The 20,269-nt window shown below is 35.5% G+C and carries 16 protein-coding genes; 7 read left to right on the forward strand and 9 right to left on the reverse strand.

The genetic code is table 11. The features are described from left to right. Positions 1–135 precede the first annotated feature (135 nt). Both HNP25_RS04540 and glpK read left to right on the forward strand, forming a co-directional pair. Positions 136–3,336, forward strand: coding sequence for a S41 family peptidase (locus tag HNP25_RS04540; protein WP_184130952.1), 3,201 nt, complete (start codon positions 136–138; stop codon positions 3,334–3,336). 153 nt (positions 3,337–3,489) lie between these two features. Beyond that, positions 3,490–4,980, forward strand: coding sequence for a glycerol kinase GlpK (gene glpK / locus HNP25_RS04545; RefSeq protein WP_221432398.1), 1,491 nt, complete (start codon positions 3,490–3,492; stop codon positions 4,978–4,980). Between the two features lie 75 nt (positions 4,981–5,055). Here glpK and HNP25_RS04550 read toward each other — a convergent pair whose 3' ends face one another. Then, positions 5,056–6,048, reverse strand: coding sequence for a YhdH/YhfP family quinone oxidoreductase (locus HNP25_RS04550; RefSeq protein ID WP_184130955.1), 993 nt, complete (start codon positions 6,046–6,048; stop codon positions 5,056–5,058). Between the two features lie 287 nt (positions 6,049–6,335). On the opposite strand from HNP25_RS04550, the gene HNP25_RS04555 reads away from it, so the two are divergent. The 4 genes from HNP25_RS04555 (at position 6,336) to HNP25_RS04570 (ending at position 9,375) form a co-directional block, all read left to right on the forward strand. Further along, positions 6,336–6,797 carry a GyrI-like domain-containing protein gene (locus HNP25_RS04555; protein WP_184130958.1) on the forward strand — a complete coding sequence of 154 codons (462 nt, stop codon included), beginning with the start codon at positions 6,336–6,338 and terminating at the stop codon, positions 6,795–6,797. A gap of 185 nt (positions 6,798–6,982) precedes the next feature. Continuing rightward, positions 6,983–8,008, forward strand: a complete 1,026-nt coding sequence (locus HNP25_RS04560; RefSeq protein ID WP_184130961.1) for a dienelactone hydrolase family protein — start codon at positions 6,983–6,985, stop codon at positions 8,006–8,008. Between the two features lie 96 nt (positions 8,009–8,104). Next, a complete protein-coding gene (locus HNP25_RS04565) occupies positions 8,105–8,836 on the forward strand; it encodes an endonuclease/exonuclease/phosphatase family protein (protein ID WP_184130964.1) in 732 nt (243 codons plus the stop codon). Positions 8,837–8,841: 5 nt separating this feature from the next. Then, the gene (locus tag HNP25_RS04570; protein ID WP_184130966.1) at positions 8,842–9,375 is read left to right on the forward strand and encodes a hypothetical protein; all 534 of its coding nucleotides are present in this window, start codon (positions 8,842–8,844) and stop codon (positions 9,373–9,375) included. Between the two features lie 139 nt (positions 9,376–9,514). Here HNP25_RS04570 and HNP25_RS04575 read toward each other — a convergent pair whose 3' ends face one another. The 3 genes from HNP25_RS04575 to HNP25_RS04585 all read right to left on the reverse strand — a co-directional run bounded on the left by HNP25_RS04575 (position 9,515) and on the right by HNP25_RS04585 (position 12,626). After that, positions 9,515–10,759, reverse strand: a complete 1,245-nt coding sequence (locus HNP25_RS04575; RefSeq protein WP_184130968.1) for a sulfate adenylyltransferase subunit 1 — start codon at positions 10,757–10,759, stop codon at positions 9,515–9,517. 95 nt (positions 10,760–10,854) lie between these two features. Then, positions 10,855–11,796 carry a sulfate adenylyltransferase subunit CysD gene (cysD, locus tag HNP25_RS04580; protein WP_184130970.1) on the reverse strand — a complete coding sequence of 314 codons (942 nt, stop codon included), beginning with the start codon at positions 11,794–11,796 and terminating at the stop codon, positions 10,855–10,857. Between the two features lie 140 nt (positions 11,797–11,936). After that, positions 11,937–12,626 carry a phosphoadenylyl-sulfate reductase gene (locus tag HNP25_RS04585; protein ID WP_184130973.1) on the reverse strand — a complete coding sequence of 230 codons (690 nt, stop codon included), beginning with the start codon at positions 12,624–12,626 and terminating at the stop codon, positions 11,937–11,939. Between the two features lie 304 nt (positions 12,627–12,930). Between HNP25_RS04585 and HNP25_RS04590 the strand changes: the two genes are divergently transcribed. Continuing rightward, positions 12,931–13,626, forward strand: a complete 696-nt coding sequence (locus tag HNP25_RS04590) for an AlbA family DNA-binding domain-containing protein (RefSeq protein ID WP_409012496.1) — start codon at positions 12,931–12,933, stop codon at positions 13,624–13,626. On the opposite strand, the gene HNP25_RS04595 is transcribed toward HNP25_RS04590, so the two are convergent. The 5 genes from HNP25_RS04595 to HNP25_RS04615 form a co-directional block, all read right to left on the reverse strand. Next, positions 13,623–14,288, reverse strand: coding sequence for a hypothetical protein (locus HNP25_RS04595; protein WP_184130975.1), 666 nt, complete (start codon positions 14,286–14,288; stop codon positions 13,623–13,625). The two genes, HNP25_RS04590 and HNP25_RS04595, sit on opposite strands and share 4 nt — an antisense overlap. Before the next feature lie 197 nt (positions 14,289–14,485). Next, positions 14,486–15,088: a YkgJ family cysteine cluster protein gene (locus HNP25_RS04600; RefSeq protein ID WP_184130978.1), complete on the reverse strand. Its 603-nt coding sequence runs from the start codon at positions 15,086–15,088 to the stop codon at positions 14,486–14,488. A 490-nt stretch (positions 15,089–15,578) separates the two neighbouring features. Further along, positions 15,579–16,640 carry an NAD-dependent epimerase/dehydratase family protein gene (locus HNP25_RS04605; RefSeq protein WP_184130981.1) on the reverse strand — a complete coding sequence of 354 codons (1,062 nt, stop codon included), beginning with the start codon at positions 16,638–16,640 and terminating at the stop codon, positions 15,579–15,581. A gap of 23 nt (positions 16,641–16,663) precedes the next feature. Beyond that, a complete protein-coding gene (locus tag HNP25_RS04610) occupies positions 16,664–18,607 on the reverse strand; it encodes a KUP/HAK/KT family potassium transporter (protein WP_184130984.1) in 1,944 nt (647 codons plus the stop codon). 201 nt (positions 18,608–18,808) lie between these two features. After that, positions 18,809–20,188, reverse strand: coding sequence for a monooxygenase (locus HNP25_RS04615; RefSeq protein ID WP_184130987.1), 1,380 nt, complete (start codon positions 20,186–20,188; stop codon positions 18,809–18,811). Positions 20,189–20,269 lie beyond the last annotated feature (81 nt).

The following is a 20,269-nucleotide window of genomic DNA, read 5'->3' on the forward strand; positions in this document are numbered from 1 at the left end:
ATCATCATTTTAATTTATCACTAAACAAACATAGCTTTATTGATGCTGTTTGGCGAATAATCTTTTGATAATTTAATAATTCAGCAAATTATTACTTATTTGTAGCTTAAATCTTCATCAAACGATTTCTTATTCATGAAAAAACATCTTTATCTATTTTTTTCAATGCTTTCGGCAGGCAGTACATTGGCACAAAGTCCATTACTACTTCGCCAGCCAAGTATTAATAATGATGGTTCTGTTGTTTCCTTTACTTATCAAGGAGATATTTGGACAGTACCCAGTACAGGAGGAAACGCTACTCGATTAACTATTCACGAAGCTTATGAGAGTAATCCGATTTTCAGTCCAGATGGCAAGCAAATCGCCTTTTCAGGTACACGCTTTGGTAATAATGATATTTTTGTAATGCCTTCTACAGGTGGTTTACCAAAACGTTTAACCTTCCATTCTAGTCAGGATTTAGTAGCAAGCTGGACGCAAGCAGATAAAATCTTATTCTCTACCAGTCGTGAATTTAAGCAAATCGAACGTCCGCAAGAAGTATATTCAATCAGTGCAAAAGGAGGAACTGAATCAAGAATGCTTGATGCCGTAGGCTTTGAGCCAGTACTTTCTCCTGATGGGAATTTGCTTGCTTTTGTACGTGGAGACATCAATCCCGTTGCTCGTCAGGCTTATGATGGAAGCTCAAACAGAGATATTTGGATTTATAATACCAAAGCAAAAAGCTTTAATAAAATTGCATTGTTTGAAACCAATGATATTATTCCACAATGGGGGAAAAATGGTTTATTGTACTTCTTGAGCAGTGTTGATGGTGCGTATAATCTCTATCAAATCAAAATTTCTGGCGACGGAAAAGCAGAAAGTACTCCTAAAAAATTAACACAATTCAAGGATGAATCAATTCGTCATTTCAGTATTTCAAAAGATGGCAATACCATTGTTTTTGAAAAAGAAATGGGGCTTTTTACATACAATGTAGCTAATGGTTCTGTTGCAAAAATTAATGTAAACATTAATGCCGACGAACGTTTTGATGCTGCTGAACAAAAAACATTTGCGACAGGCTTAGAAGAATACAAAGTATCACCAAATGGCAAATTACTAGCGTATAGTCTTCGTGGTGAAGTTTTTATCAAAGAAGCAGATAAAGAAAAAACAAAGAGTATCAATGTTTCTCAACACGCTTTCCGTGATATTACTCCTACTTGGTTGAATGATTCAACACTCTTATTTACAAGTGATAGAAACAATGGCAATTTCGACTTGTATTTGGTGAATTCATCCGATGCTTCAGAACGTAATATTTTTAAATCGCTGAAACATCAAATCACACAAATTACAAAAACTACGGAAGATGAATCTTCGCCAGTGATTTCGCCAGATAATAAGAAAATAGCCTACATTAAAGGCAGAGGAAATTTTGTAGTAGCAGACATCAGTGCTGATGGTAAATTAACGAACGAAAAAATATTAAGTGAAGGCTGGAACAAACCTAGTGATATAGCTTGGAGTCCAGACAGCAAATATTTAGCTTATAGTCAAGGAGATTTATATTTTAACCAAGAAGTATTTATCAGAACTGCCGATAATTCAAGCAAGCCTGTCAACGTATCTATGCACCCACGTGGCGATGGAAATCCGTTTTGGAGTGCGGATGGTTCAAAATTAGGTTTTGTCTCTGAAAGAAGCGCTGCTCGTAGTGCAGATGTTTGGTTTGTTTGGTTGAAAAAAGAAGACTGGGAGAAAGAAACACAAGATTGGCAAGAAAAAGAAACTCCAGCAGCCGATGCTAAACCAGACAAAAAAGGAGTAAAACCAATTGTGATTGATTTTGACAATATTCATGAAAGAGTAGTACAAGTAACAAATTTCCCTGGTAATGAAAGCGAATTTGTGATTTCAAAAGATGGTGAAACCTTCTTTTACACAACCACAAGTAGCTCGGCAAAAGGAAGAGATTTGTTCAGTATTAAATGGGATGGCAAAGAATTAAAAGAAATTACCAAAGGTGGAAGCAACCCTAATAATTTGACGCTTGATAAAGAAGGCAAGTACATTTATTACACAAAAATAGGTGGTGCACTCTCTCGTGTTGATGTGAAAACAGGATTGCCTGAGGCCTTGCCATTCGTTGCTAAAATGAAAATTGATTATTTGGCAGAACGCACACAAGTATTTGAAGAAGCATGGAGAACTATTCGTGATGGTTTTTATGATCCTAAATTCCACGGAAATAATTGGTTACAATTGCACGATAAGTACAAAGAGCGTTGTATCAATGCCAGTACTTCAAATGATTTCAGAGATATGTTTAATTTACTATTGGGTGAATTAAACTCAAGCCACATGGGCTTAACAGCACCAGACCGTGCTGAAACACAAAGAGAAATTACAGGTTTATTAGGAACTGAATTGATTCCAACGGCAACAGGAATGAAAGTAAACCACGTAGTACCAGAAACGCCAGTGACTAAAAGTAAGAGCTTAATCAACGAAGGAGAAGTAATTACGGCTGTAAATGGACAGGCAGTAAGTGAAAGTGAAAACTTCTATGGTTTATTAAACGGCTTGGCTAATGAAAAAGTACTCTTAAATGTTAGCGATGCCAATGGAAAAAACAGAGAAGTTGTAGTTCGTCTTACACAAAGTATCAGCGATAATTTATACAACGAATGGGTTGACAGCAGAAAGAAATTAGTAGAGAAATTCTCTAATGGTCGCTTAGGGTATATTCACATCAAAGGAATGGATTTCCCAAGTTTTGAAGTAGTTGAAAGAGAATTTACAGCTGCTGGTTATGGGAAAGAAGGTATCTTGATTGATGTTCGTTATAATGGTGGCGGTTCAACAACCGATTATTTAATGACGATTTTGAACTACAAACAACATGCTTATACTATTCCAAGAGGTGCAAGTACTGATTTAGAAAAAGATAAGAAAAAGTTCAGAGAGTATTATCCAATCGGAGAACGTTTGGTTTATGCCGCTTGGACAAAACCTTCAATCGCACTTTGTAATGAAGGAAGTTATTCTAATGCAGAAATCTTCTCGCATGCTTATAAATCTTTAGGCATTGGAAAATTAGTAGGTTTACCAACCAATGGTTCAGTAATTTCTACGGGAGGGAAATCTTTAATGGATGGTTCATTTGTAAGATTACCGGGAAGAGGATGGTACACTAAAGCAACTGATAAAAACCAAGAATTGGGTGCAGCCATTCCTGATATTATCGTTGAAAATACTCCAGACTGGATTGCCAAAGGAACAGACGAGCAATTGAAAGTCGCAGTAGATACACTTTTGAAAGATATTGACGCTAAGAAGTAAAATACATTAAAGATTACTATTGAGAGAAATATTTCTCTCAATAGTAATAAAAGACTGATATTAATTCCATTCATGAATGGTAATGTTTGCTGAAATCACTAAATTTCGATTAAAACAATCGCTCTAATTTAACTGTCAAAAGCAATCATAAAAATGTATATCGGCTCAATCGATCAAGGGACTACCAGTACCCGCTTCATCATTTTCGACAAACAAGGCAATCAAATCTCTGTCGGACAAAAAGAACATTCTCAGATTTATCCACATGCAGGTTGGGTGGAACACGATTCAGATGAAATCTGGAGCAATACCCAAGAAGTAATCGGTTTAGCATTAGGCAAAGCAAACCTTTCTCCCTTAGATATTGCAGCAGTAGGCATTACCAATCAACGAGAAACAACCGTTGTTTGGAATCGTTTTACTGGTCAGCCATATTATAATGCTATCGTTTGGCAAGATACTCGTGTCGGCAATATGGTAGCTGAATTAGCAAATGAAGGCGGAGCAGATTGTTTTAGAGCAAAAACAGGTTTGCCATTGGCAACATATTTTAGTGGATTAAAATTAAAATGGCTCTTAGAAAACGTAGAAGGTTTACGGGAAGATGCAGAAGAAGGAACTGCTATTTTTGGAAATATTGATACTTTTATCATCTGGCATTTAACAGGCGGAACAGATGGCGGCATTCATATTACGGATGTTACCAATGCAAGCAGAACTCAATTAATGAACTTGCAATCTTTAGCTTGGGATGACGACATTCTTACCAAGTTAAATATTCCCAAAGCCATGTTGCCCGCTATTAAATCAAGCAGTGAAATTTATGGAGAAGCTCGTGGCGTACTTTCAGGCGTACCAGTAGCAGGAGATTTAGGCGATCAACAAGCAGCATTAGTCGGACAAACTTGTTTTGCCGCAGGCGAAGCTAAAAATACTTACGGAACGGGTTGCTTTATGTTGATGAATACAGGCGAGAAAATCACGCCATCCACTTATGGCTTACTCACTACCGTTGCATATCAGTTTGGTAATCATCCAGTACAATATGCTTTAGAAGGCTCTGTTGCTATTACAGGTGCTTTAGTACAATGGCTTCGTGATAATTTAGAAATCATTAAAAATAGTGCAGAAATTGAAACGTTAGCCAATTCGGTAGAAGATAATGGCGGTTGTTATTTCGTGCCAGCCTTCTCTGGCTTATATGCACCTTATTGGCAAGCGGATGCTCGTGGTGTGATTGTTGGGCTTACTCGTTATGTTACCAAAGCACACATTGCTCGTGCAGCTTTAGAAGCTACTGCTTTTCAAACCTTAGAAGTATTAGAAGCGATGGAAAAAGATGCAGGAATTGAGATTTCATCATTAAGAGTAGATGGCGGAATGGTAGTCAATGAAACTTTAATGCAGTTTCAGGCAGATATGGTTGATGTACCCGTGGTTTGTCCAGCGATGATTGAAACCACCGCTTTGGGTGCTGCTTATGCAGCAGGTTTGGCAATAGGATACTGGGAAGATTTAGACGATTTAAAACAAAATTGGGGAATCGCACAAACTTGGAAGCCAGATATGGAAGCTTCAAAAAGAGATAACCTTTATCATTATTGGAAAAAAGCCGTTACTCGTAGTTTTGAGTGGGAAGAATAATAAAATCGTAGCACGAGTTTCCAACTCGTGTCAGAGTAATTTGACGTTTGGAAACTCGTGCTACGGTTCATAAAATTATAATTTAACAATTGTTTTCCCAAAAGCTTTTCCTTGCAACATCAAATCCAGTTGGGCGGGTACTTCTTCTAAAGTAATTTCTTTGGCGAGTATTGTTAAATCTGTTGGTTTCCAATCGGATGCTAATTTCTGCCAAATACTTTCACGCAAAGACATCGGACATTCGGCAGAATCAATTCCAAACAAAGTATTTCCACGAAGAATAAAAGGCAAAACGGTTGTGTGTAATTCCGCAGAAGCAACCAAACCACAAATGGCAGCCGAACCTCCGTAAGTTAAAGACTTCAAAGCAGTCGCTAAAATATTCCCACCAACAGTATCAATTACGCCTGTATAAATTGATTTCAATAATGGACGACTAGATTGGTCATCTAGGGCTTCTCTGCTTACAATTTCACTGACTCCTATTTGTTTTAAGAATTCAACAGCTTCGGGTTTACCTGTTACGGCTACGACTTCAAAACCTAATTTAGCTAAAATAGCAATCGACAAAGTACCTACTCCTCCTGTTGAGCCTGTTACTAAAACTTTTCCTTGTTCAGGTTTTAATCCGTGGTTGATTAAAGCATTGACACACAAACCAGCGGTTAATCCAGCCGTTCCATGAATCATAGCTTCTTTCAAACTTAATCCTGTGGGTAATTTTACAATCCATTTTGCAGGTACAGAGATATACTCAGCCAAACCACCCGAAGTATTCATGCCTAAATCGTAACTGGTAACAATTACTTCATCGTCCACTTTAAATGCTGGAGAATCACTAGCTGCTACAATACCAGCAGCATCAATGCCAGGCGTATGTGGAAATTGTTTTGTTACACCTTTATTCCCGATTGACGATAAAGCATCTTTATAATTCAAGGCTGAATAATGGACTTTGATTAAAACATCGCCTACAGGTAAATCTGCAATCGCTCTTTGAACAATCGCTCGTGTATATTGTTTATCAGCACTTTCTATAATCTGCAAAGCTTTAAAAGAATGGTTCATGGTTTTGTTTTTGTTTTGTGAAGGAAGCTATATTAAAGCTGTAAACCTCCACAAAAAAATACTGAAAGTCAAGCGATTACAATACTTGCAAGCATTTAGTTAAACCTATAATAATTCATATAATTACCTAATAATAAACATTTTAACATCAAATCCTTATAGGTTTATAAATACTTAATAAAATTTAAATTTAAAAAAGCATTTTTGCACTGACATACTGTTGTCAGTAAGCCAGATTTACTTTGTATCGTTAATCAAAAAAATCATAATAAAACCTCAACAATCAAATGAACACACAAGTAAAAGAAGTACCCGCTCAAAAGTATTTTATTTATCGTACAGAAACCACCCTTTTAAATGTAAACGCCATTGCAGAACGTGAAGTTGATGCCCTTTATACTGCCGTCGGACAATTAGGGTTAAGTATTGCTGGCAATATGGAGTTTATCTATTGGGGTGCAACGGGCGATGTAGAAAAGCCTTTTATCTTAGAAATTGCCTTGCCTGTGGGCGATGAAGAAGTAACAATTCCTGCACATTATGAATTGCTAGAACATCCTTCTTTCAAGGCTTTGGCTTATACACATCATGGTGATTTCAGTAATGTGATGCCTGTTTATGAAGAAATGTTCAAACAACTTTTTGCACAAGGACACAAACCAACAACTCAAACCAGAGAAGTTTATATCAATTGGGTGGACTTAACTTCTTCGGAAAATGTTACTGAGATTTTGTTGGGGATAGCGTAGGTGATTGGGATAAAGCCTCGTTTTAAAAGTAATCGTTCGGGCATCAATGTCCGAACGATGAAAACCGTAGCACGAGTTTCCAACTCGTTAAGATTTATACTTCCTTTTGCTTAAAAAGTGTTAAACAGATTGCCTTTTAGCGTTAAAACCTGTTGTTTTGTTTCATAAATCATTTCCTGAAAACTATGAAAAAAACAGTTTTACTCCTTTCTCTAATCTTTTTTACAAACCTTGGATTCGCACAAACAGACAAACTAGAAAATCTTTGCCAAGTCTTCCACATTCCTAATAAAAAAGACACTACAACCTTTATTGTTTTTGGCACAAAAGAAGATTTAAAAATCAAAAAACCACTTTTTCTCTTCCGACAAGGTTCTCAGCCAAGACCTTTACTTGAACTCTATCAAAGAAAATTTTATCCTCAATTACCTTTTAGAATTAAGCCTTATCAAAAAGACTATCACTTTGTGATGATACAAAAATCAGGAACAGTTTTTCTTGCTGATTCTACTTATATGACTCAGCTAGAAGAAGGTTTGAAAACTGGAGACCCAAAAATTTTCACGAAAAAATATCAAGAAAACAATAATCTTGACAAGGCAACTGAACAGTGTAATCAAGTTATTAATTATTTAGTAAAACAACCTTGGGTTGATACTCGTAAAATTGTTTTCTGTGGTGGTTCAGAAGGTTTTACAGTTGGAGCTAATTTAGTAGCGAACTATAATCAATTCATCACACATACTATCCTTTTCTCTGGTCATGCTGGTAGGCGTTTTGAATTTGAAATATATCAGATTAGAGATGCTGTCAAACAAGGTCAAATAGATGCTGATACTGCGCAAAAACAAATTGAAGAACTTTATAAGTTGTGGGAAGATATTTGTAAAAACCCAAAATCAACAGATAAAAGCTTTGGTGACACGTATTATGCGTGGCATTCTTTCTCAAGAAAAAATCTAGATAATTTACTCAAGATTAAGATTCCACTTTATATCGCCTATGGAACGGATGATAAAGAAATCACAATTGGCTTAGATTATTTACCATTAGACTTCATAGAAAAAGGGAAAAAGAACCTAACATTAAAAGCATATCCAAACCATGACCATCAATTTTTTGAATTGAAAAAAGATACTTCAGGAAAAGTTATTGATAAAATTTATCGTGGGAATGAAGTCGCTAAAGAATGGATGGAATGGTTAAAGTAGATAGCAGTAGTACGAGTTTCCAACTCGCTGAGTCTTCTTGAAGTTTAACGAGTTGGAAACTCGTGCTACAAATATACTTTTAATAGATATAACAAAATGAAAATTATTACTTGGAACTGCAATGGAGCTTTTAGAAAAAAGTTTGAAAGTCTTTTAGACTTCGATGCTGATTTGATTATTGTTCAAGAATGTGAAAATCCTGCTGAATCAAAAGATAAAAAATACGTAGATTGGGCTGTAAACTATTTATGGGCTGGTGATATTAAGAGTAAAGGTATTGGTGTATTTGCGAAACAAAATATTGATTTACAGCGATTAAATTGGTCAGATATTTATAATGGACACAAAGTCAAACATTTCCTTCCTTGTTCTGTAAATAAACAATTTGAATTACTTGCTGTTTGGACACATCAAAACAATTCACCAAACTTTGGTTATATCGGACAGTTCTGGAAATATTTACAGATAAATAAACATCATCTAACTAATACTATCATTATTGGTGATTTTAATAGTAACACCATTTGGGATGAATGGGACAGGTGGTGGAATCATTCAGACGTAGTAAAGGAGTTAAAAGAAATAAATATTGAAAGTCTATATCATACTTTTACTCAAGAAAAACAAGGAAAGGAATCTCAGCCTACTTTTTTCTTACACCGCAATACGCTGAAACCATATCACATTGATTATTGCTTTGCTTCAATGCAATTCGTCAATAATCTTAGTAATGTTACCATAGAACCTTTTGAAAAATGGAAGCATTTAAGCGACCATTCGCCGATGATAGTTGTGTTTGAAGATAATATGAGACAATTAAATAAATAATACAAATGAAAGACGCCATTTTATATTTAGAAGATTTAATAGATAAAGAACTTGAGAATATTGATTTCCATGATTTACAGCTAAAAGTTACTGAGATTCAGAATTCAGTACTTTTCTTTGATATACACTTACCTAGTCTACAGCAAAAGAAAATTAATAGCTTTTGGGAATTAATTTGCAATCAGCCTACGTATCAAACCGATAAATTAATAATAAATGAGAAGATATGGAAAGATAGTACTTATGAGTACCTTGGTTTTTTAGTTTCTTGTTATATTGAATGTCAAGAATATAAAAACAATACATTTCATATATCTGATGGACTTCCAGAATCATTTAAAAATAAGAAGTTAGGTAAGAAGATTTTTCAAAGAGTGTTGTGTGAGTTTAAATATATTTCTATTAACAGGGAAGAAAATAGGGATAACCCAACAGTAGAATATTTAAGAGTATGGGATTCATTAAGAAAAGAATCTAATTATTCATACAGTAAGAATGATAACAATAATCTAGAGACTATATCCATCATTATTGGGTAGAAGATTATAAAGTTATTATTTCCTTCAAAAAAGTATGCTTATGCTTATACACTAAATATTTCACAGAATCACAAAACGTAAACCTCACAAAAAAAGCCCCAGAGTTTGGAGCTTTTTCATTATCATCAAATCTTTATTCCTATAAAACAAAGCCAACGCCAACGGTTGAATTTGTTTGGTCGTCCACTAAAATAAAGGCTCCGTTTGCAGGGTTGTATTCGTATTTATCTGCAAAAATTGGTTTCGCAGTTTTTAATACGATTTCTCCAATTTCGTTCAATTTCAATTCCGAAACGGCATCTACAATCGTGTCTTGATTCACTACGTCAATCTTATTATTCAAAGCAATTACTTTTGCTTTTGAATCATTGATACCGTGTTGAAGAATATATGTTTTGCCCGAAATCAATGGTTTTGAATCCATCCAACAAATTCTTGCGGTGATTTCTTTCAATGGTTCAAGTGTTGAAGTTGACTTCACCAACATATTACCACGAGAAACATCTACGTCAGTTTCTAAAGTAATTACTACTGATTCTTTTGCTCCTGCTTTTTCTAATTGCGTACCGAATTTTTCAATCGTGGCAATTTTAGAATTTTGTCCCGTTGGTAAAACCGTAATTTCATCTCCAACCGAGAAAGAACCACTGGAAATTTTACCTGCATAACCTCTGTAATCGTGGAATTCTTCTGTTTTAGGACGAACTACAAATTGTACTGGGAAACGTGCTGGCTTTTTGATTTCGTCGAAATTAGTTTCTTCTAATTCTTCCAACAAAGGTGCTCCTGTAAACCAAGGCATTTCTGTTGATTGCGTAGAAAGGTTTTGTCCGTACAAAGAAGACATCGGGATAAAAGTAATTTCTTGTCCTTCAAAAGATACTTTATCAGCCAACGCTTGAACAGCATCTTTGATTTCGTTGAAACGTTCTTCTGAATATCCCACTAAATCCATTTTGTTCACACATACAATTACTTTCGGAATACGAAGCATTGATGAAATGAAAAAATGACGAAAAGTTTGTTCTAATACACCGTTACGAGCATCCACCAAAATCATAGAAACCTTTGTGTTTGAAGCACCAGTAACCATGTTACGAGTATATTCAAAGTGACCGGGCGTATCTGCGATGATGTATTTACGTTTTGGAGTCGAGAAATAAATATTGGCAACGTCGATAGTGATACCCTGTTCACGTTCGGCGATAAGTCCATCCGTTAATAAAGAAAGGTCTAAAAAGTCTAAACCTTTACGTTTTGAAGCCGCTTCAAGTGCTTCAATTTTATCACGAGTGATTGATTTTGTTTCGTATAAAAGTCGTCCGATGAGGGTACTTTTCCCATCATCCACCGAACCTGCTGTTGCTATTCTAAGTATGTCCATTTTTCTATTGAGTGAATGGTGATTGAGTGATTGAGTGATTTTATTTGAATATTAACTATTCACTCAATCACTAACTCGCTCAATCACTCAATTAATTAAAAGTATCCTTGTTGCTTACGTTTTTCCATGGCTGCTTCCGAGCGTTTGTCGTCGATTCTGGCACCACGTTCAGAGATTTCTGCGGAAAGAATTTCGCCGATAATATCGTCTAATTCAATCGCTTCAGAAGCGACGGCAGCAGTACAAGTCATATCACCAACAGTACGGAAACGAACGGTTTCTTCAAAAGGAATTTCGTCTGCATCTTTATTCAAGAATTCAGAATCAGCCCAAAGCATTCCATCACGTTGGATTACTTGGCGTTTGTGCGAATAATAAATAGAAGGAATTGCCATTTCTTCTTCTTTGATATAATTCCAAACGTCTAATTCTGTCCAGTTTGAAATCGGGAATACTCTTACGTTTTCACCAATCGCAATACGACCATTCAACATATCAAATAATTCTGGGCGTTGGCGTTTTGCATCCCACTGACCAAAATCATCACGTACTGAGAAAATACGTTCTTTGGCACGAGCTTTTTCTTCATCACGTCTTGCTCCACCGATACAAGCATCGAATTTGAATTCTTCGATAGCATCTAATAAAGTAACCGTTTGTAAAGCATTACGAGAAGCATATTTTCCAGATTCTTCTTTTACTTTTCCTTGGTTGATAGAATCTTGTACATAGCGTACAATTAATTCTGCACCCGTTTCTTTGGCTAACCAATCACGAAATTCAACGGTTTCAGGGAAATTATGTCCTGTATCAACGTGGAGTAATGGGAAGGGGATTTTGCCGGGATAAAAAGCTTTTTGGGCTAAACGCACCAAAGTAATAGAATCTTTCCCGCCAGAAAACAAAAGTACTGGTTTCTCGAACTGAGCAACCACTTCACGCATAATATAGATTGCTTCGTCTTCTAACTCACGAGGGAAAAAACCGAATTTCGGAACAGAAACTTCTGAACTCGGATTTTTTAAATTATCAACCATATTTATTAATATTTATTAATTCTTTGATTATTAGCTATTAGCAGTGAGCTTTAAGCTATGAGATTTTTATTATATATAATCAAGCAATCTTAGTTATCTTAAATTGTAAATTATTGAAAGCCACAATTCACAACTCATCACTAACTATGTAGTCCACATTCTTTTTGTGAAGCTTCCCACCACCAACGACCAGCACGTGGATGTTCACCTTCTTGAATAGCTCTGGTACATGGGGCACAACCGATAGAAATAAAACCTTTTCTGTGCAAAGGACTGTCGGGTACTCTGTTTTCTTTGATATAAGCCAAAACGTCTTCGTAAGTCCAGTGAATCAATGGATTGAATTTAATCACATTATTGTTGGCATCCCATTCTACAACTTCCATATCCGAACGGTTTTCAGATTGTTCTGAACGCAAACCAGTAATCCAGATTTCAGCCCCAGCCAAAGCTCTTTTCAAAGGTTCAATCTTACGAATTCCACAACATTCTTTACGGTTTTCCACAGAAAAGTAAAAACTATTAAAACCTTTTTCTTTTACTAAAGCTTCTACTTTTGCAGTGTTCGGGAAGTAGGTTTCAAATTCTTTACCGTACTTGTTTTTGGTAGTATCCATCAACTCGTAAGTTTCTTGAAACAAACGACCAGTATCTAGGGTAAAGACTTTGATGTTGATATTATTTTTGAAAATTGCATCGGTAATTACTTGGTCTTCTTGACCAAACGATGAAGAAAAAACTACGTTTCCATAGTTTTCAGCCATGTAACTAAGCCCTTCTGTAAGCGAAAGACCTTCTAAGGCTTGTTTTAATTGACTTAAATCTGACATAAGCAATCCTGAATTTTATCCTCTATTTTGAGCTTAACAAAATTTCATCTCGCTTAGTTACACTTGGCAAACTATTCAGCTTTTAGACTTGTTTATCCATTAGCAAATAGTTTAATTATTGGTAGCTAAGTTATTAGGAGTGCAAAGTTAGACAAAGTCTATTAAAAAAAACATATAAAGTCTATTAATTGGGTAGATTTTGTCTAAAATATTTTTAAACTAAAAAAAGTAATGTATTTCTAAATCTGTTATCTTTAAAACAAATCCATCTTTGTTTATAAGCATACCTAAATCATAAATCTGTATGAATCAGGCACTTGTATCCTATTTTGAAAAGACTGAGAATCACAGTCGTGTGTCGGGAATGAGTTTAAAGGATTTAAAGAGCCTTGTCCGTCAGGGAGAGAACCTTCAACTTGAGTTTAAACTAAAAGCAAACCATCCTGAAAAAATTGTTCGTGAAGTTGTTGCCTTTGCTAATACCAAAGGAGGTACTTTATTGATTGGTGTTGGAGATGACAAAAGTATTCCGGGACTAAAATTTGTAGATGAAGATGAGTATATTTTGGTGCGAGCGATAGAACGAAACTGCTTCCCTCCTATTGCTTACGATATTGAACGCATCAGTGTAACCGACGACCGTGAAGTATTAGTCATTACCATTCCTAAAAGCAAGAAGAAACCCCATTATGTACAGCTAGAAACCGAAGAAATGGGAAAAGCTTATGTTAGAGTCGCTGACCGTTCGGTACAAGCAAGTAAAGAAATGAAACAAATTTTGAGACGTGAAAACGAAGAAGGAATTCAGTTCAGTTTTGGAGAGAAAGAGAAAGTATTGATGACTTATCTATCAGTCAACAAACAAATCACCTTAGCTGAATTTGCTAAAATTGCGAGTATTCCACCTTGGCTGGCTTCAAGAACACTCGTTTTACTTGTTTTGGCGAATGTGCTAAAAATTCAAGCACATGAAACAGCTGATTGGTACTCAGTCGCTTAATACAAATCTTTTGTTTCATAATATGGAGCTTGCGTTGGTACTTCAATTACAGGTGGTTTCCACATAATTTTTCTTCCAAATTTAAAAGTAAAACCTGCACTAAAACTGAATATATTCGACAAGCCTGCATTGCCATATACAATTCCTGTATGCTTTACTTTTAAGAATAAGCCTAATCTGTCGGCATTTTCTTGAAACTGAATGCCTAAACTGGGTGAAAATCCCCAATTGATAGAACTTCCAGCAGGTATATTTTTGGCAAAAGACAGATAATTTGGGTCGATTTGTGTTTGATAACTCGTAAAATAAGCACCAGTTTCTAATCCAACAAAAGGCTTAATAAACTTTTTGTTCCAGATGTAATATTCTGCCCCGAAGGAAACAGGAACAACATCTTTGTAATAATATCCGTAAATTTTAGTGCTATAATCAAACCTCGATTGTACAGCCAAGGTTACTCTCATTTTATTAATACCAGAGTAAGCTGTGAGTTTCCATTTTTCGGTGAGGTGTTTACGCAAACTGATGTCTATACCCGAACCTGTATAAGCACCGTCTTCACCAAAACTTGGTTCTGTTACATAGCTCAATCCACTACTTACCTGAATTTGTGCTTGTGATAAAAAAGGGAAGAATATCAAAATAAGTATCAGTCTTTTCATATTCAGTTCGGTTTATTTATAATCAACGAATATACAACTTTTTTATATTGCTAGTTTTCTGACTGTCAATTATTTGAGTGGTATATATTGAATATTTCTTCCTATAAAAATGAAAAGCGTAAAAGAAGGCGTTATTTGGTGGAATTTCATCATCTAATGGATGTCAACTTATTTCAAGTCTAAACAAATAACACACATTAAATTTCAATCGTTTCGAGGCTGTCAGTATAATAAAAATGATTTAAAACCATTTCTAACGCAAGCTCTATCGCTTTGTTGATGGGGTATTGTTCTTGACTTAGCGAATAGTCTATCGCTGATAGTTTTGAATGATAATAACTTATTTGTGGCACTAACATTCCTGCTTCTGCTTGTTGCGTAAGTTCCTGATAAGGTAAAGGATAAGCTGTTTTAATTTCTTTACAAGTAACCATTTCTGGTTTGTTTTCTTTGTTTCTTCTAAAAGAGAAACCAAAAAGGCGACAAATCATGGCTCTATAAGTATAATCGCTACAACCTCCATTGTTTAAAGGAGTTAATGCAGGTTTATACAACATACAAACATCCGTTTGAGAATTGTTTACCAATTCATCATAAAAAAGCTCGGCTTTGTTTTCTTGATAAAGATGATAAGCGAAGGGAAGAAGTTCTAAGATAGTTGCTCCAACATTTGGCGACTTACAACAGTTAGAACAGCCACTTAAACACGACAGTCCACTTTTTGCTTGTAAATTAGCCAAATCGGCATTTAGCTCGGTATAAAAATTTGTTACAGCATTTACTTTTTCAGCTAGCCTCATTCCGTTTCCTCATTAGGGTTAAAAATATTTAACCCTATACGTATATTTACGGAAAGCTCTGGCTACGATGTAAGGTAGGTAGAATAGCTGATAATTCAAGCCTATAAAATTTATAAAGATTGCCTTACTCATCTTCTATTCTTAAATAGGTGTCTGAACAGCAATTATGAAAAGTATCAGTATAGCCAATGGTCATTAAAGAAAGCAAAGCGACTTGGATAGCATAAAATACTCTTAGAAACATGAGTCATACCGAATTTTCTCCTAAAATAGCGAGTTTTAGAAGATTTAAAAGTTTTTTGGATTTGTTCTCGTCCTTACTTTTTGTCTTGATACAAAAAGTAACAAAAAAATCAAGAATTCCTAAACTCGCTTCGCTCAAACAGTAGGAATTCGTTGCCTATCAATCACAAAAAGCGGTCGAAGAACTAATTTCAACCGCTTTTTTGTGATTTAAAAATTCGGGATGACTCATGCAAAATCAATATCATTACTTCAATACATAAGCCAAGGCTTCTTCGTTTTCAGTAATCCATTCTGTGATTTCAGTCACAATTTGTTTCATTGAAATTTCAGGTTTCCAACCTGTTAAAGCTGTTACTTTTGTATTGTCTGTTACGTACAAACGAATATCCGCCGCACGATTTTCAGCTACTTTACTAATTGGAATGGTTTTGCCTGTTACTTCTTGGCAAATTTGAGTAAGTTCTTGTAAAGAAGCACTTACTTCAACACCTCCACCAGCATTCAGTATTTCTCCGTTTACTTTATCAATATTATGTAATTGGAAATCTATCAAACGATATAAATCTTTTACGTGCAACATATCACGAGTTTGGCGACCAGAACCACCATAACCAATGTATGCTAATTGCTGTTGCCAGTAATGTTTTGCCACCCAAAGTACCATTACACCTTGGTCAATTTTACCCATTTGCCAAGGACCAGTCAATACTCCACAACGGTTGATAACGGTTTTCATGCCGTAAAACTCATTGTATTCATGAATCATTAATTCAGAAGCCAATTTTGTTGCTCCGTACAATGACCTTGCCCCATCCAATGGAAAATTCTCTGCAATACCTTTTGAAGACACACCTGGAACTGATTGTTCATCTGAAAGCACAAAACGGGTTTCTGCTTCTTCAAAATTCAATTTTTCAATCGCTTTAATTGGGTAAATTCTACTTGTAGATAAAAATATAAAAGCAGCTCCGCACTTTTTAGTATAGTTTAAACAATTGATTGTTCCTACTAAATTGGTATTAATCAAATAGTCTGGAGTTCCTTCCAAACCTGCTAAAACTGACGGTTCTGCGGAAGATTCAATGACAAAATCCACGATTGGCAAAGCATCAAAATCTTCTTTATTACGGATGTCTCCGTGAACGAAAATAGCACCAGCTTTTGCTAAACGAGGCAGATTCAATTCTGAACCTTTGCGTTTTAAATTATCCAAACAAATTACTTCGTATGAAGGATAATTAGTTTTAATATTAATGGCGAGCGAAGAACCTACAAAACCTGCTCCACCTGTGATAAGAATTTTCAAGATGTTTATGTATAAATTAAGGTTTAATCTACTCTTTTCAATACTACATTTTCTACTGGACGAATAATCAAAGGTACTTTCTCAACCTTTACCGCACTGGTATCAAGCCCAAACCATTTGTCTTCTGAAGGAGTAAAGTCTTTGATAAAGAAGTAAGCCTTCATGATTAAACCTTCTATAAGCGATAATTTATTATCAAACGACAAGAATTTCTCTAACACTACAAAACGGAAATCTCCAATTACATTTTGTTTATTCAGGGATTCATAACGAGAAGTAATATCAACTTCACCTTTTTTCACCATATCTTCTACTACTTTTCGGAAGTAAAGATTTATTCTTTGTTCAACCCTAAAACCCAATCTGAAATTTACTTTAATCACATCGTCGGGCTCAATAACGCTTACTTTATATTCCATTGTATATGGATCATCCATCGTATCAACGTGGACAAACCAATAAATATCTGCTCTTTTTGGGCGTTTTTGAAAGATAGAGTAAATAATTTTAGATTCTATTTCACTGGTTCTAGCCGCATTCGACATAAATACTAAGTGCGTTGCGTACTTAGGAATACTCATATCTCGGCTAAGTTCTTTCAAAGGTTCAATATAGTCAGCGAGTTTTACGTATTCAGTCAATCGCATTTTAATGATATTGGCTCTAAACCAAATTACCATTAAAGCAATAATCGCTGCCGCAATAAACAATGAAACATATCCACCATGAACAAATTTACGAAGGTTTGCTACCAAGAAAGCCCCTTCAATCGAAACGTAAAGAATGATAAAACCTACGACCCACCACATATCAACTTTTCGAGTATGGAGGTAATATGCCATCAAAGCGGTGGTCATTAGCATCGTCATGGTAATCGCTAAACCGTATGCAGCTTCCATATTGGCAGATTCTTTAAACCATAAAACCACGCCTACACAACCCAACCATAAGAAAATATTCATACTTGGCACATACAATTGTCCTTTTTGGTCGGAAGGATAATGTAAACGAACCTTGGGCCAAAAATTCAAACGGATAGCTTCTGAAACTAAAGTGAAAGAACCCGAAATTAAGGCTTGGCTGGCAATTACGGCTGCTGCGGTAGCAATAGCAATTCCCCAAATCAAGAACCATTCTGGCATTAATTCAAAAATTGGTTTACGTCCGTTTAGTAATTGTCCATTTTGTGAAATCAACCATGCTCCTTGTCCGAAGTATTGAAGTAGCAAGGCGATTTTTACAAAAATCCAACTGATTCTAATATTTCCACGACCGCAATGTCCTAAATCAGAATACAAAGCTTCTGCTCCTGTTGTACACAAGAAAACTGCTCCTAAAAGCCAGAATCCGCTTTCTCCTCCATGCGAATTTGTCAACAAATCGTAGGCATAATATGGAGATAATGCTTTTAGAACTGTCCAGTCTTGTGCAATCCAAATAATTCCAAAGAAAGCCAACATCGAAAACCAAATCAACATAATTGGACCAAAAGCTCTACCAACTACTTTAGTACCAAAGATTTGGAACATAAATAAGCCCGTAATAATAGCGAGTACAATCGGAACCGTTTGAAGATCAGGATAAATTTTCAGAAGCCCTTCAATGGCAGAAGCTACCGAAATTGGCGGAGTAATTACTCCATCTGCTAGAAGTGTTGAGGCTCCAATTACAGCAGGAAAAGTAAGCCATTTTGCATGACGTCTCACCAATGCGAAAAGAGCTAAGATACCACCTTCACCACGGTTGTCAGCTCGAAGAATTAAGATTACATACTTGAAGGTGGTTTGCAGCGTCAATGTCCAAAAAATACATGATAGTCCGCCGAGAACAGTTCTCTCATCTATTGGCACAGTACCAATAATCGACTGCATTACGTAGAGTGGCGAAGTACCAATATCACCATAAATAATTCCCATCGCTACCAGCAGACCCGCTGCGGTTGCTTTGTCCATACTTTTATGTTCCATAAAGAGGAAGCAATTATAACACCGATGGTTACAATTTTTTATTGGTTAAGTAAAATTTTATTCAAAAAAAGGCAGATTTTTGTCTGAATTGCAAGCAAATATAATACCTCTTCTGGATTAATTCCATCATTCAAAAAAAGACCTCTAATTTCCTAGAAGTCTTTATCATTTTTTAGTTCCCTTTTTTTAGCCTTTTTCACTTTATTCTTCATAATAATAACCAAAAATAATGTCCATTTCATCCTCAGAAGTTAGTCCAAATGAAATAGTTTTATCGGAAGTATTATTATAAGTAACGATGGATGTAAGTCCTTCTCCTTTTTTCAAAGTAATTGGTGTCGAATAGTTTATAATCGCTGGATGTTCCCAGTCGGTACTTTCATAAACTACTTCCCCATTTCTAACACCACCCAGAATTTTAATCACAAATTTTTGTCCATATTTATGATTATGTGAAGTCAATGAAACCACTTTTACAGCTGTATTAAATTTAAAATCTTTCGTAACTGTTGTAATGGTTTTTGCTGGTAAACTGAAATTAGTGTTATTAAAATCTATGGTTTTTACCACATATTTTACTTTTGATTTATCCACCGTGTAAAGATTTACATTATTCTCGCCAAAATGAATATCTGTAGTTTTGTTAAAATAATGTGGATTCAAATCAATCGTCATGCCAGCGGGTAAGAGTAAAGCTGTTCCTTCTGGAAAAGTATATTCCTGACTAGCATTTGTTCCTCCGCCTAAAAAAACATGATTTGACATTTGAATTGCCGTCAATAGATTTAATGAATTGTCTGCATTACGCAAATCTCTGATGGTATTGATGGCTGGTAAAGTACTTGTACTTTTATCCCTAAAATCATATAAAACCATGTGATGGCTATTGGGACGAGACTGAAACTTAAGTTTATTCACATAAACATCAACTGTATTGCCTACTGTTTTTCTGATAAAAAGTTCTCTTTCAAAATTTGGCTGAATGGTAAATTTTTCAACTTTCATTTGATAACCTGTCATTCCTTCTTCTTGAGGAGTTTGCATGGTTTTGAAATCATCGCTTGTAGAAGTACTTGGCGTTGTATCGTCCAATAAAGTTTTATCCACCACATCGCCAGTTTTGGGTGCACCTGCTTCTATCCAACGACGTACAAATTCTATTTGTCCAACCGAAAGAGCCTTTCCACCCAAAGGCATTGGCGAAGCATACTGCTTGCCTCCATGATGAGAGGCATCCCAATTCAATTTATGGTAAAACAAACTCTCTAAAGATTTAAAGGCTTTTACTCTGAGATGTCCATCTGCTTTTGAAAGCTCATTTTTAGGCACAACACCCACTAAATTGGCATAAGTGACCGATTTTTCTAGTACTAATCCATGTTGTGCATAAGTGGCATCTGAAGTAGCAGCATGACAGCCCGCCGTAGCACAAGTAGGTGTGATGATTCTATCTTGCAGTAAAGAAAAACTTGAAGTTTCTTTGGCTGGTTGTTTATCATCTACTGCATTTTTAGAACACGACGCTATTATTAAACAGCCAAAAGACAATAAGATAATATTATAATAAAGGTACTTCTTCATAATCGTCTTGTATTGGATTTTCCTAAAATTTCTGATTTAACATGAATAAACACTCTTGATAATAGATAAACGAATGAACGA

This window comes from Arcicella rosea, assembly GCF_014204325.1.
Classification (GTDB): Bacteria; Bacteroidota; Bacteroidia; order Cytophagales; family Spirosomataceae; genus Arcicella; species Arcicella rosea_A.